This window comes from Roseovarius sp. D0-M9 (assembly GCF_037083805.1).
Classification (GTDB): domain Bacteria; phylum Pseudomonadota; class Alphaproteobacteria; order Rhodobacterales; family Rhodobacteraceae; genus Roseovarius.
On record NZ_JBAPKZ010000014.1, the window covers coordinates 95,228 to 108,695 of the forward strand.

Genomic DNA, 13,468 nt, shown 5'->3' on the forward strand with positions numbered 1-13,468 from the left:
TCACATACCGCGCCGGTCACAGCGGTGACTATCTGGTGCCACGTTCTAGCAAGAGGGAACTTGGCACCATGAACATTCAAACCGAAACCGCGATTGCGCGCGCTACCAGCCCGCAAAATTCGCACCGCCGAATACAAGCCGGAACCGTGCGCCAAATGTGTGGCGACATCAGCGACATGACCTTGTGGCGCTGGCTGGACAATGCCGAACTGAACTTTCCGAAACCGACCTATATCGGACGCCGCCGTTACTGGCGCGAGGCTGATGTAATCGCGTGGCTCGAAGCGCGCGAGGTGGCGGCATGAACCTCAACCTGTCTGACCTTCCCCCCGAGGCCGTCGAAAAGCTGAAATCGCTTTCGCGCCATGAATTCGGGTTGCTTTCTATCGACGCGGCGCTGATGCGCGAGAACGAGGCCAAAGCCAAGTTGCCAAGCGATCCGATGGAAGCGGCGGCAGGTGCCAATGCGTGCCTGATCCGTAGCGATACCATGATCGACGTGGACGACGCGGCGGGCTTTGTCGAATCCGTTTTGGAGATTGCCAGCACCGCGTTGGGCAATCCCGACTTTGACGACACGGACGCAACGCACCTGCACCGGATCATGCGGGCAGCGGTGGATGCGCAGCGCGCCAGCATGAGCAACACACGCGAGGCAAACGAACGCCTGCGCGCGGCGCTGCAACCCGTCAAATCTGGGGGGGCTGCATAATGGATTGGGAAAAGCAAATTGTGCGCCGCACCCTTGAACGCGCAGGCGACAATCCCGGCGCGCAGCTTGAACTTTTGCTGCGCCGCCTTGAAGCCTGCCCCGAAGCCCTGCCCGCAATCGCGGATGCGATGGAGGATATGGCCGCCCTGCAAGAGCAACAGGCCAAAGCCCTACGCGCCGAGATACGCCGCCGCAACGGCGGGGCCGAGATAATCTAACTGCAAACGTAAAACCCCACCCACGGCGGCACGCGGGCGGGGCTGGAATTGATCGAGCAGGCAAGCGCGATTGTTACAGTATAACCGACCGTGCCGTTGTGGGCAACTACAAGGCACGAGCAATGAAAAACCAGAACAGAGCGACGATCCGCAAAATGCGGAGGGACGCGGACAAGATCGCAGCGGTGCTGGCGGCAAACACCCTTGAGGCGGATGGCCGCGCTGGTGTTGTGGTCAACCCGACCGCCCGCAAGGTGCTGGCACGCGGATACGCCGACCTGATCCGCAACGGCTGCAAGCCGGTTGTGCAGCGTATCACAGAGGCCGAGGCGGCCAGCCTGCCCGGCTATCGCCCGACGCCACCCGGCGTGACGTGGTGGGCCGCTTTCGGGCTGGACGTTGACGGGCGCGGCACATGGGTTTCGCGCTGGGCGCAGGTGCGCNGCCGAGGCGGCCAGCCTGCCCGGCTATCGCCCGACGCCACCCGGCGTGACGTGGTGGGCCGCTTTCGGGCTGGACGTTGACGGGCGCGGCACATGGGTTTCGCGCTGGGCGCAGGTGCGCGGCTTGCCACCCGAGGAAGCCCGCGATGCAGTCGAGGTGCGCCTGCTGGCCGATCTGGGCCGCGCCTGCAACGTGGCTGGCTTCCCGGTGATGGAGGGGCAGCGATGACCACAGACCCCGAACAAATCCACGCCTTCACCGATGCGTTGTTTCGCTATGCCAGCGAAGGCGGTTTCATATCGCTGCGCGCGTTTGATGATCGAGAGAAGGGCAAGCCGCCTTTCGCGATTGAGGCCGTCCAGATCAACGGCAGCGGTTTGCAGCCGGTCACAGAACGGGCCGCGATGCTGGCCGCACGCTGCGCCAATGCCGCGCAGTCAATCGTGTTCTGCCCGCCCGTGGCGACGTTCAAGACAGGCGACAACGCCAAGGCCGAGAACATGGCCGAGGGCGTGGCGCTTTCGGTCGAGTGTGACAGCACGCCCGGCGCAGCCCGTGCCAAGCTGGAAAGCCTGCTAGGGGCCGCAACGGTTGTCGTGGCATCGGGGGGCGAGTGGACGGACCCCGAGACGGGCGAAGTGCTGGACAAGCTGCACCTGCACTGGAGATTGAACGAGCCGACACAATCGCCCGAGGATCACGCCAAACTGCGCCGCGCCCGCGAACTGGCAACGGCGCTTGTCGGGGGCGATACAACCAACGTGCCGCCGGTCCATCCGATCCGGTGGCCGGGCAGTCTGCACCGCAAGGGCGTGCCGCGTCTTGCGCAGATCGTCACCTTGAACGAGAGCGCAGAAATCGACCTGGGGGAAGCGCTGGAGAGCCTTCAAGACGCCGCCGGGGCGTTGCCCCCAACCGCCCGCGTAGCGCCCGCCAGTGAGCCGCACAACGGCGCACAGGGTGCGCGGATCGACACGTTGCAGCCGGGCAAGAGCACTGACGATTATGCAAGTCTGCTGCGCGGCATGAAAACGGACGGCGAAAAACACGGCGCGGTGCGCGACATTGCCGCCAGCATGGCCGCGCAAGGATGCAGCAAGCGGTTTGTCGAGGGTTTCATAAAAGACAACTGCCCGGTTTATGACCGCAACGTGCAGAACTCTATCGACAGCGCGTTTCAGAAATACGCCGAGCCTGCACCGACTGGCGACCCGGTGGACCTTTGGGGCAGCTTCGATCCGCCGGAATTGCCGCAAGGGCTGTTGCCGCCGATCATCGAGGACTTTGCCCGCGCCAATGGTGCGCAGATGGGCGCAGACCCCGCCGGGCTGGCAATGGCCGCGCTTGCGACATGCGCCGCCGCGATACCGGACGCGGTGCAGATCAAGGTCAAGCGGCACGATGACTGGACCGAAAGCGCCCGGCTTTGGGTGGCACTGATGGGGCCACCATCCGCCAAGAAAAGCCCGATCATATCCGCAGCGACCAGCCCGCTTTGTCGCCTTGACGTTGAAATGATGCGCGCATGGCAGCAACGCGCGGCAGACTATGACGCCCTGAGCGCCGACGAGAAGAAGGGCCAGCAACGCCCGAAACAAACCCGCCTGCGGATCGAGGATGCGACCGTCGAGGCCGCGCAGCAAGTCTTGGAGGGCAGCCCGTGGGGCGTGCTGCTGTTGCAAGACGAACTGAGCGGCTTTTTCGGGGCAATGGACAAATACAACGGAGGCAAGGGCGCACAAGCTGACCGCGCGTTTTGGCTGCGCAGCTTCAACGGGGGGCAATTTGCACTTAATCGGGTGGGACGCGGCGCTGCGATCATCGACAACCTGAGTATTTCCATGTTGGGGGGCATACAGCCCGAACCCCTGCGCAAGATCGCAGGCGACAGCGTTGACGATGGTTTGCTACAGCGACTTTTCCCGATCACCCTGCGCACCGCCACGATGGGCCGCGATGAACCCATGCCGCCGGTCAACACCGCGTATCGCACGCTTATAGAGGATCTTCGCAACCTGACCCCGCCGGGTTGGATGGAACAAGGCGTGCTGTTTTTCGACGATGGCGCGCAGACCATCCGCCGCGATCTGGAAGCCCGCCACCTTGACCTGCAATCGCTGGAAACGATCAATCGCAAGCTGGCATCGCATATCGGAAAATATGACGGCATGTTTGCCCGGCTTTGCGTGGTCTGGCATTGCATCGACCATGCCGGGCAGGAAATGCCCGATACAGTCACGGAGGCGACCGCACAGCGCGTTGCGGACTTTCTGCACCGCTTCCTGCTGGCGCACTCGATTGCCTTCTACAGCGGCGTTCTGGGCTTGTCCGACGATCACGACCGGCTGACCGCAATCGCGGGTTATATCTTGGCCCATAGGGTTGAGCGGATCACCAACCGCGACGTGCAGCGCAGCATCCGAACGATGCGCAATCTGCGCGAACAGGAAATCCGCCCGCTACTGGAACAACTCGCCGCCCTTGGATGGCTGGATCGTATCGACCCGCCGCGCCCTTCATCGCCACCACACTGGCAGGTGAACCCGGCGGTGCATGGGAAATTCACCGACCGCGCCGCCCGCGAAACAGAACGTCGCAACAAAGCCCGCGAGACAATCCAAGTCCTGAGCCGGGGGGCTGCATGACTTTTGTCGACTTTGTCGCTTGCGCGCATGTAACAAAGTCTGGAATCCGCCTCTTTTTCTATAGCGACAAGTTTTCATTTCGCGCGCGCAAGCGACTTTGGCGACAAATCTACGTCAACAGCTTTGGATTACGGTTTTGGCACTTAATGAAAAATTCAGCCCAAATAGCTGGTTTTTTCCTGCTTCGACACTCCGACCATTTGATATACAATCACTTTGCCTAACGAACATAAACACGCAAAAACAAATACTTGACGTATGACAATCGAACCTTGATGTAATCAGGGTAACACAGGGGTAACAAAGGCTTCACTTAGCATGGCAAAAGCACCACCACCGCCAGAGTTTAGAACGCGCCGGGGAACTGGTGCGGTTGTCTTGGCTGGCGTTGATGGCCGTTCGATGATGGCGCGCCGCTTTCGTGAAATCACAACCGGGATTGAAACCGACCTTGGCGGCGATCTGACCGAGGCGCAGCGGCAACTATTGGCACGGGCTGCAACGCTGGCGTGCTGGTGCGAGGAGCGCGAGACAGAACTTGCCAGCGGGGCAGACTTCGACGCGGCGGAATACGCGACCATCTCGAACGCACTGCGCCGCCTGCTGGCCGATCTGGGGCTTGATCGTCTTGCGCGGGACGTGACGCCTGATCTGCAATCCTACATCAACGGGCGCGCCAATGGCTGAACGCTTTTCAATTCTTGATGCGATGACCGATCCGAAGTTGTTCGGCAGCACGTTTGGAGATGACAGCTTTGCGGCGTGGCGCGCGCTGCTAGGCCGCTTCTATGGTTTGCCCTTGGACGATGCGGCCGAACTGGTGGAGGCCGTCACACAGCGCCAGACAGCGCCACACAGCGGATTTAGGGAGCTTTGGGTTGCCATTGGGCGCAGGGGCGGCAAGAGCCACGTGGCGGCACTGGTGGCGGCGTTCGAGGCAGCTTTTCACGACCATCGGGACAAGCTGGCACCGGGAGAATTTGCGACGGTGTTTCTGATCGCAGCGGACAGGGCGCAGGCCCGCACGCTCTTGCGTTACGTGCGCGGTATATTCCAGAACCCGATGCTGAAGGCGATGGTCGCCCGCGAGACGACAGCCGGTCTCGAACTCAAAAACCGATCTGCAATCGAGGTTGCCACAGCGTCGCACCGTTCGGTGCGCGGATACACGGTTGCGGCAGTGATCTGTGATGAGATTGCGTTCTGGCATTCGGACGGGGCGTCACCTGATACAGAAATCATCGCGGCTTTGCGCCCGTCGATGGCAACGCTTGACGGGCGGCTGATCGCCATTTCATCGCCCTATGCCCGGCGCGGCATCTTGTGGGACACCTACCGACGCCATTTTGCAAGCGACAGTGACCGCGTGCTGGTGGCGCAGGCGGCAAGCCGGTTTATGAACCCGACACTGCCCCAGCGGGTAATTGACGATGCGATGGCAGAGGATGCGCCGCGCGCGTCTGCTGAATATCTGGCGCAGTTTCGAACTGACATTGCATCGCTGTTGAACCCTGACCTGATCGAACAAGCCATGCGACCGAAGCCCGTCGAAATCCCGGCAGCATCGAAAACCCGTTACTTTGCCTTCTGCGATCCAGCGGGCGGCGGTCAGGATGAATTCACACTCGCAATCGGTCACATGGACCGCGACACGGTTGTGGTCGATCTGGTGCGCGGGTTGCGGGGATCGCCTGCCAAGATTGTGCAAGAGTATGCGACCGTGTTGCGCAACTACGATCTGCGCCGGGTAACGGGCGACCGATACGCAGGCAGATGGCCGCGCGACGAATTCTTGCGCTGGGGCATCCGCTACGAGGTGAGCGAGATGGATCGCAACGCGCTTTATCTCGAATTGCTGGCCGCGATGAATTCGGGCCGGATCGAACTTCCCCCAGATCAAAAGCTAGGCCGTCAGCTTGGTAGTTTGGAGCGTCGCACGGGGCGCAGCGGGCGCGACCTGATCGACCATCCACCGGGCGGACATGATGACTTGGCAAACTCGGTTGCGGGGCTTGTGACAGTGGCACAGTCGCCGCGCATGACCATGAAACAGACGCCACTGCCATTTTAGGAGAACACTATGGCTGAGACTGAAAAAGACGATGTGCAAGGCTTGCTGGCAAAGCGCGACGAGCTGCTGCGCGAGGTGAAGAACTTGAAAGGCCGGGTTGCCGAATTGGAGGGCGAACGGGACGCAGCCAACGGGCGTGCCGACAATGCCGAAGGCGAGGTGCAGCGGGTGCGGCTTGACGAGCCGGTGGCGGCAGTCCTGGGCGATATGTTCGCGGTGAAACTGAAATACGTGTTGCCGGACGTTCAGGAACACTTTTCGTTCAATCTGGGCGATGACGGGCAAGTGCAATTCACTGCCAAGGATGGCGCACGGGTGAAGGTTGGCGAGGCTGGCAAGGAACGCGAGGCCGGGTTCAATTCTGACGATGTGCGGGCCGCTTTGGAAGCGCACGGCGGCTTTGATGACGTTCTGTTGACGCGGGCCAAGGGCGGAACGGGCAAGCCACCCTCTGCCGGGCAGAATGGTGTGATGACCGGCGATGCGCCAAAGTCGCAAAAGGTTGCACCAGAATTCGGCTTGCGGTAGTATGTTATTACATCGCGCGGCGGGTCTGGGATGCGTGCGCGCGATGTGAACCAGCCGCAATGCGGCACCGGACGCGGTCTTGTGGGCTGCACCGTCTTTTCCTGAAATTGCAAAGATGAGGTGCAGCTATGGCTGTTACACGTATTTCTGACGTGGTGGTCCCTGACGAATTCACCAGCTACGTCATTCAAAACACAATGGAGGCCAGCGCGCTTGTGCAAGCTGGCGTGGTCGCGCGCAACGGTGTGATCGAAGATCAATTGCAGGCGGGCGCGGACAGCTTCAACGTCCCGTTCTGGAATGATCTAGCCGACGATGAAGCGGACGTTGTGTCCGACGATCCGGCGGTGAACTCGACGCCGAAAAAGCTATCGGCTGAAAAGCAGATCGTGCGCAAATCGTTCTTGCACCAGTCTTGGTCTGCAATGAACCTTGCCAGCGAATTGACCGGCGACAATGCATTGCCGCGAATTCAAGGCAGGGCCGAAGCCTACTGGACACGCCAGACACAGCGGCGGCTGATCTCAAGCCTGAACGGTGTTCTTGCCGACAACGTGGCAAACGATGCGGGCGACATGGTAGTGGATATTTCCGCAGAAACCGGCGCGGCGGCGCTGTTTTCGGCATCGGCGGTGATCGACGCAGCGGGGACGCTTGGCGACCAAATGTCCGGCGTGACAGGGATTGCGATGCACAGCGATGTTTATCGCAAGGCGCTGAAAGATGACATGATCGAAACCATCCGCGACAGCGAAGGGCGCAATTTCCAGTCGTTCCGAGGTATGGCGGTTGTGGTCGATGATCTGTTGCCGGTGGCGGCTGGCGACTACACGTCGATCCTATTCGCACCGGGCGCAATCGGCTGGGGTTTGACCGAGCCGCGCATTGCTGAGGGCACCGAGATTGAAAACCTGCCAAGCGCGGGCAACGGCGGCGGTCAGCAAATCCTGCACAGCCGCGTCAATCTTTCGATCCATCCGGCGGGCTTCCAATGGTCCGAAGGGTCGGTTGCGGGTGACAGCCCGACGATCACGGAACTTGGCGCTGCTGCGAACTGGAATCGCATTGTAGAGCGCAAGGCCGTTGGTTTGGCGTTCCTGATCGCACGCGTTGCCGAGGCTGCATGATGACTGGCAACGGTAACAAGATCGACTGCAAGATCGTTGACGTGTCGTTGCCGGTGCCACCACAGACAACGCCAGCGGGTTTCGACCTGCTGGCGCGTTTTACCCTGCTGGTGCGCCCGTTGCGGATTGTAGGCTGTTCACTGGTGCGCGCGCCAAATGGCAGGCTGCTGATCTGGACACCATCGCCCGATGTGAAGGTGGCGCGCGCGTGGCGCGATGACCTTGTCGACGTGGTGTTGCAGGAGATCGAAGCCGCCAAGGAGCGCCTTGGTATGCATGAATACTGATAAAGAGCCGGGAGCGAGCGGGCTGCGGAAGATCAATACACGGTTTTGTATCCCGCTCCACCGCAGTTGACGCTCAGGTGTCCAAGTCGCCAGTTGTGGTAGTGGGTTCGTGCTGCAAGGATTCCATTACGACAGCGGCTGGCCACCCCTCTGCAATCAGCCCGGCACGGATGAAAACATCATCTTGACCGCCCATGCGCATGTATCTGACCCTAAGCCGCACTCTGGCGAATTGATCCTGGTGGTTCGGGCTCATTGTCTTCCTTTCTTCATCCTTATGAAGGGTTAGTTTTGGCGAGACGGACGCAAATTCGCAACACGATTCCCAAGCGCCCTACCTCGGCGCAATCCGTTACCCCAGACGTTACCCCAGCACCAAAATCCACCAAGCCCGCTCAGAGCGGTTGAAGCTAACTTATTGCTTTCTTGGGGATTTTTGGCTCCGGCGGTAGGGATCGAACCTACGACCAATTGATTAACAGTCAACTGCTCTACCGCTGAGCTACGCCGGAACACGAGGTGCCGTATAGCAATGCGGTCTGGTGGCGTCCAGAGGGTTATTTGGAAAAAGTCACCATCGGGTAAAATTGCGGGAAACGCGATCTTGGACGACGACGACGAACGCCGATTTTGGCCTGAAAGCCGCACCTTCCCCCTGATGGCAGCCTTCCTCCGGGGATCAGGCTGGCGCGCTGATGACAATTCGCGCGCCGCCAAGGGAAGACGCACCTTATGCGTCGTCTGCCGGCTGACCTACCCTGCGGTCCTTAGCCGGATCGCGGGCAAGACCGCCGCACGAACCACTTTTTACGGGGGCGCTTGTCACGATAAAATTTTTTGTTTGAGCGCTCATTCAAAATATCTATACTGGCCGCTGAAGCATACAGGGAGGCCGGTATCGCCATGGACAGCCAAAGCAATCGAATTCCGACTGAATGGGACCGTAAAGGCCTGCCCGCATGGAGTTTTTTCAGCCCCGAGATGCTGGAGGCCGAGAAAGAGCAACTGTTCCGCCGCCACTGGCAGGTGGTCTGCCATGTCAGTGACGTGCCCGAGCCCGGTGACTTCATGGCCTCGGACCTCGTCGGCGAACGCGCGCTGGTCATTCGCGGACGCGACATGGAAGTGCGGGCCTTTCACAACCTGTGCCGCCACCGTGGCAGCCGCGTCGTCGCCGAGCAGTCCGGCAATTGCAAATCGGCCATCATCTGCCCTTTCCACGGCTGGGCCTACAATCTGGACGGCACGCTGCGCGGCGCGGCACAGCCGCAGTCCCTGCCCGATCTCGACCCGGTCGAGATGGGCCTGAAACCCATTGAGATGGAGATCTGGCAGGGCTTCATCTTTGTCCGGTTCAAGCCAGGCCCGCAGCCCAGCGTGGCCGACATCATGTCACGCTTCGACGACGAGTTGGCACAATATGATCTGGAAGACCTGAGGCCCGCTGAAGAAGGCTTCTGGGCAAGTGAGATCGAGGCCAACTGGAAATGTGTGCGCGATGTCGACAACGAGGGTTACCACGTGGCGATGGCGCATCCGGGCCTGCATGACCTCTTTGGCACCAACTACCACGACGAGCCCTTCACCAACGGCACATCGCGCTCTCTGGGGCAGTTCCGAGAGGGCAAGCACCGCCTCTGGAGCGTGGAGCAATACCGCAATATCCTTGAGGCGCCCGAGGGGCTGGATGACGATCACAAGGCAGCATGGCTTTATATCGGGATGTTCCCGAACCTCGTCTTTGGTCTCTACCCGGACTCGGTGATCTTCTACCATGAATTCCCGGTCGAGAACGGTCGCACCGTGCAGCGCGGCAGCGTCTATCGCCGCAAGGACGAGGACCGCAGGCTGCGTGCCGCGCGCTATCTCAGCATGCGCATCGACCGGATCACCAGTAAGGAAGACGAGCAGCTGATCGAATGGACTTGGGAGGCCGCATTTTCCAGCGGTTTCGACGGCATCATCCTGTCTGACCTCGAATATGGCGTGCGCAGCTATCACGACACGCTGCGCAAGATCTTTCCCGTCCTCGAGGGCGACGAGCCGCCAAAGGGCAAGCTGGAGCAGATCAATGCCGAACGGCTGAGCGCCGGCGCATCTTGATCCGCACAAGCGCGATTGCTTTTGATCGCGGACCATGTATCGCTGAATTTGCTCTACGGGAGATGGAGGCATCGTGCCCAGCCTAAGCCCTAACAGTCGTCAGGGGCTGACCCTGATCAGCCCCACCCTGCTCTATGCCCTCATCATGCTGGCAGCCCCATTGGCAATGGTGCTCGCGTTCAGCTTCTGGACCCAGAACTATCTGGAACTGGACAGGACGCTAACCTTTGACAACTATCGCGAAGCCTGGACCCAGCCCATCTTTCAGGTGCTGATGTGGCGATCGTTGCGGATCTCGATCATCGTGACGGTGGCGACGGTGGTGCTGGCCTTTCCCATCGCCTACTACCTTTCGTTTCACGTCAAGTCGCGCAAGGCGCTGTGGCTATTCCTGATCACCGTGCCGTTCTGGACCAGCTATCTGTTGCGAGTGTTCCTGTGGAAGGTCATTCTGGGCTACAACGGCGTCTTCAACTCGGCGCTGATGAACCTCGGCATCATCGACGAGCCGCTGACATTCATCCTCTACAACGCCAATGCGGTGGTCCTGACGCTGGCGCATGCATGGGCCCCCTTTGCCATCCTGCCGATCTTCGTGGCGCTGGAAAAGATCGACCGATCGCTCCTTGAGGCCGCAGAAGATCTGGGCGACGGGCCAGTTCGGCGGTTCTTTCGGATCACCCTGCCACTGGCGATGCCGGGCGTTGTCGCCTCGACCCTCATCGTGCTTATCCCGACCGTGGGTGATTACATCACCCCCAAGCTGGTTGGCGGCACCGATGGATTGATGGTGGCCAACATGATTCAGGTCCAGTTCGGCAAGGCCAACAATGCGCCCCTTGGCGCCGCACTGGCGGTGTCGTCGATGGTCGTGGTCGGCGCGATCAGCGTTGGCATCTACTTTGCGGGCCGAAAATTCGGTGGAAAGGTCAAATGATGCGCAGCCTCTCGCGATATGTCTCGGCCCGGTGGCTGGCGGCCTATGCTGTCGCCTACATGATCTTCCTGTATGCGCCGGTCATCCTTCTGCCACTGTTTGCGTTCAATGATGCCACCGTCATCGCCTTCCCGCTCAGTGGATATACGACCAAGTGGTTCGACCTTCTGTGGACCACCGACGCGCTGCACAGCGCTGTGCGCAACAGCGCCTTCGTCGCGATCAGCACGGCGTTCATCAGCACGCTTTTGGGGGCCTGTGCGGCGCGTGCGGCGGCCAACCACAGTTTTCCGGGGAAGAAGGGCATCATGGGCTTCATCATGCTCCCCTTGGTGCTGCCCGAGATCATCGTCGCGGTTGCCCTCTTGGTCATGCTGATGCAACTGGGCATGTCTTTGTCGCTCTGGACGGTCATCGTAGGGCATGTGCTGATCTGCACGCCCTTCTCGATTGCGATCCTCAGCTCGGCCTTTGCCGGGATGGAGGCCAGCCTGGAGGAAGCGTCCTTTGATCTGGGCGAGACGCGCTGGGGCACATTCCGGCGCGTAACGCTGCCCTTGATCATGCCAGGGATCATCTCGAGCCTGCTCATCACCTTCACGATCTCGCTGGACGAGTTCATCATCGCGTTCTTTCTCACCGGCACCGATGTCACCCTTCCGGTCTACATCTGGAGCCAACTGCGCTTTCCGTCGAAACTGCCGTCGATCATGGCCTTGGGAACCATCCTTCTGGTTGCCTCCGTCTCGCTGCTGTTCATCGCCGAATTGTTTCGGCGTCGGGCAGTTCGCCGGCAAGGAATGGACGCCGAATCAACACAAGGAATGGTCTGACCATGACAAAAGGCGATCCCGCACCGATCATCGAAATCAAGGGCGTGACCAAGAGCTTTGGCGCCGTCACCGCGCTGAGCGGCGTCGATGCCACGATCCGTGAGGGCGAGTTCTTTTCGCTTCTGGGCCCTTCGGGCTGCGGCAAGACGACCCTTCTACGTCTCATCGCAGGGTTCGAGCAGGTGACCGGCGGCACCATCCTGATCGGCGGCAAGTCGATGAAGAACATTCCCGCCAACCAGCGGCCGACCAACATGGTGTTCCAGAGCTACGCGATCTTTCCGCATCTGAACGTGGCCGAGAACGTGGGTTATGGCCTGACGCGCAAGAAGCTGGGCAAGGCCCAGATGGCGCGCGAAGTGGATGCGGCACTCGAAATGGTCGATCTGGCTGGATACGGCCAGCGCAAGGCACACGAGCTGTCGGGCGGCCAGCGCCAGCGCGTGGCGCTGGCGCGCGCACTGGTGATGCGCCCCAAGGTGATCTTGCTGGACGAGCCTTTGTCGGCGCTGGACAAGAAGCTGCGCGACCAGATGCAGCACGAGCTGCGTAGCCTGCAAAAGACGCTGGGCATCACCTTCATCCTCGTCACCCACGACCAGGAGGAGGCGCTGATCATGTCCGACCGGATCGCCGTCATCTTTGACGGCACCATCGCGCAGCTGGCCACGCCCGAAGAGCTTTACCGCCGCCCCGCCACGCGCAAGGTCGCATCCTTCATCGGTGTGATGAACTTTCTCGAGGCGACCGCGACCGGCGGCAAGGGCGCGCCCTACCAGTTGGACATTCCCGCGCTTGGCAAGATCGAGATCAGCGAGGATCAGGCGCCGCTCGGACTTGAAGCGGCGAAAATTACAGCCGTCGGTGTGCGCCCCGAGATGTTTACAATCACCAGCAACGACACCGGCACGTTCGAGCGTGAGGTCGAGGGCACCGTCACCAGCACCGATTACTACGGCGACATGACCTATTACAGTGTCGCCCTGCCCGGTACGGTCACGCCCGTGACCATTTCGATGCGCAACACTGCCGGGCGCGCCATTGCCCGCGACGGCAGCACCGTGACCGTCGGCTGGGGCGCCGAGTCCATTGTTCTACTGGAGTGATCCGCCATGACCGAGCCGCTATACGACAAGGGACATATGTCCTTTCTGGAAATGCTATGGGGCGAAGGGTATCTGTCGCCCGGTGGCCCCGAAGAGGTTGCGCGCGTGCTGGAGGGGCTGGACCTGAACGGCGCGCGGGTGCTGGATATCGGCTGCGGATCAGGGGCAATCACGCTATCGCTCGCACAATCTCATGGCGCGGCCCATGTCACCGGCATTGATGTCGAGGAGGATGTGGTCGCCGCTGCCCGCGCGCGCATCGAGGCTGCAGATGCCACGGCAGAGGTGACAATCCAGATGGTCACGCCCGGTCCCTTCCCGCATGAGGATGAGGCCTTTGACGTGGTCTTTTGGTCCCTTCTCGTTCCGTGTGGGTAGTCGGGCGCACCGGTGCTTGAGCCGCTCCCATATTTCGTGCCTTCGGTAGGCGCGTCCGACGCGGAGACCTCAGCCATCG

General features: G+C 60.9%; 15 protein-coding genes and 1 tRNA gene. 15 read left to right on the plus strand and 1 reads right to left on the minus strand.

Going from position 1 to position 13,468, the window contains the following annotated elements; genetic code table 11:
* Positions 1-68 precede the first annotated feature (68 nt).
* The 10 genes from V8352_RS11150 (at position 69) to V8352_RS11195 (ending at position 8,032) form a co-directional block, all read left to right on the plus strand.
* Positions 69-305: a helix-turn-helix transcriptional regulator gene (locus V8352_RS11150; RefSeq protein WP_336424371.1), complete on the plus strand. Its 237-nt coding sequence runs from the start codon at positions 69-71 to the stop codon at positions 303-305.
* Positions 302-712: a hypothetical protein gene (locus V8352_RS11155; RefSeq protein ID WP_336424372.1), complete on the plus strand. Its 411-nt coding sequence runs from the start codon at positions 302-304 to the stop codon at positions 710-712. The genes V8352_RS11150 and V8352_RS11155 overlap by 4 nt, the downstream gene beginning before the upstream one ends.
* A 20-nt stretch (positions 713-732) precedes the next feature.
* Complete coding sequence (locus V8352_RS11160) at positions 733-930, plus strand: hypothetical protein (RefSeq protein ID WP_336424373.1); 198 nt, start codon at positions 733-735, stop codon at positions 928-930.
* 489 nt (positions 931-1,419) lie between these two features.
* Entirely contained in the window at positions 1,420-1,602 is a 183-nt protein-coding gene (locus tag V8352_RS11165) for a hypothetical protein (protein WP_336424374.1), read from the plus strand.
* Entirely contained in the window at positions 1,599-4,019 is a 2,421-nt protein-coding gene (locus V8352_RS11170; RefSeq protein WP_336424375.1) for a DUF3987 domain-containing protein, read from the plus strand. The genes V8352_RS11165 and V8352_RS11170 overlap by 4 nt, the downstream gene beginning before the upstream one ends.
* A 318-nt stretch (positions 4,020-4,337) precedes the next feature.
* Positions 4,338-4,706: a hypothetical protein gene (locus tag V8352_RS11175; RefSeq protein ID WP_336424376.1), complete on the plus strand. Its 369-nt coding sequence runs from the start codon at positions 4,338-4,340 to the stop codon at positions 4,704-4,706.
* Positions 4,699-6,090 carry a hypothetical protein gene (locus tag V8352_RS11180; protein ID WP_336424377.1) on the plus strand — a complete coding sequence of 464 codons (1,392 nt, stop codon included), beginning with the start codon at positions 4,699-4,701 and terminating at the stop codon, positions 6,088-6,090. Before V8352_RS11175 ends, V8352_RS11180 begins: the two co-directional genes overlap by 8 nt.
* A gap of 9 nt (positions 6,091-6,099) precedes the next feature.
* Positions 6,100-6,618 (plus strand): hypothetical protein, encoded by a 519-nt coding sequence (locus V8352_RS11185; RefSeq protein WP_336424378.1) that lies wholly within the window; start codon positions 6,100-6,102, stop codon positions 6,616-6,618.
* Between the two features lie 128 nt (positions 6,619-6,746).
* Positions 6,747-7,745 (plus strand): major capsid protein, encoded by a 999-nt coding sequence (locus V8352_RS11190; protein WP_336424379.1) that lies wholly within the window; start codon positions 6,747-6,749, stop codon positions 7,743-7,745.
* Entirely contained in the window at positions 7,742-8,032 is a 291-nt protein-coding gene (locus V8352_RS11195) for a hypothetical protein (protein WP_336424380.1), read from the plus strand. The genes V8352_RS11190 and V8352_RS11195 overlap by 4 nt, the downstream gene beginning before the upstream one ends.
* A gap of 437 nt (positions 8,033-8,469) precedes the next feature.
* Here V8352_RS11195 and V8352_RS11200 read toward each other — a convergent pair.
* Positions 8,470-8,544, minus strand: a tRNA-Asn gene (locus V8352_RS11200).
* A 391-nt stretch (positions 8,545-8,935) separates the two neighbouring features.
* On the opposite strand from V8352_RS11200, the gene V8352_RS11205 reads away from it, so the two are divergent.
* The 5 genes from V8352_RS11205 to V8352_RS11225 all read left to right on the plus strand — a co-directional run bounded on the left by V8352_RS11205 (position 8,936) and on the right by V8352_RS11225 (position 13,389).
* The gene (locus tag V8352_RS11205) at positions 8,936-10,135 is read left to right on the plus strand and encodes an aromatic ring-hydroxylating oxygenase subunit alpha (RefSeq protein ID WP_336424381.1); all 1,200 of its coding nucleotides are present in this window, start codon (positions 8,936-8,938) and stop codon (positions 10,133-10,135) included.
* Between the two features lie 73 nt (positions 10,136-10,208).
* A complete protein-coding gene (locus V8352_RS11210) occupies positions 10,209-11,072 on the plus strand; it encodes an ABC transporter permease (protein ID WP_336424382.1) in 864 nt (287 codons plus the stop codon).
* Complete coding sequence (locus V8352_RS11215) at positions 11,069-11,905, plus strand: ABC transporter permease (RefSeq protein ID WP_336424383.1); 837 nt, start codon at positions 11,069-11,071, stop codon at positions 11,903-11,905. Before V8352_RS11210 ends, V8352_RS11215 begins: the two co-directional genes overlap by 4 nt.
* Positions 11,906-11,907: 2 nt before the next feature.
* Positions 11,908-13,011 (plus strand): ABC transporter ATP-binding protein, encoded by a 1,104-nt coding sequence (locus tag V8352_RS11220; RefSeq protein ID WP_336424384.1) that lies wholly within the window; start codon positions 11,908-11,910, stop codon positions 13,009-13,011.
* Between the two features lie 6 nt (positions 13,012-13,017).
* Complete coding sequence (locus V8352_RS11225; protein WP_336424385.1) at positions 13,018-13,389, plus strand: class I SAM-dependent methyltransferase; 372 nt, start codon at positions 13,018-13,020, stop codon at positions 13,387-13,389.
* Positions 13,390-13,468: the final 79 nt, after the last annotated feature.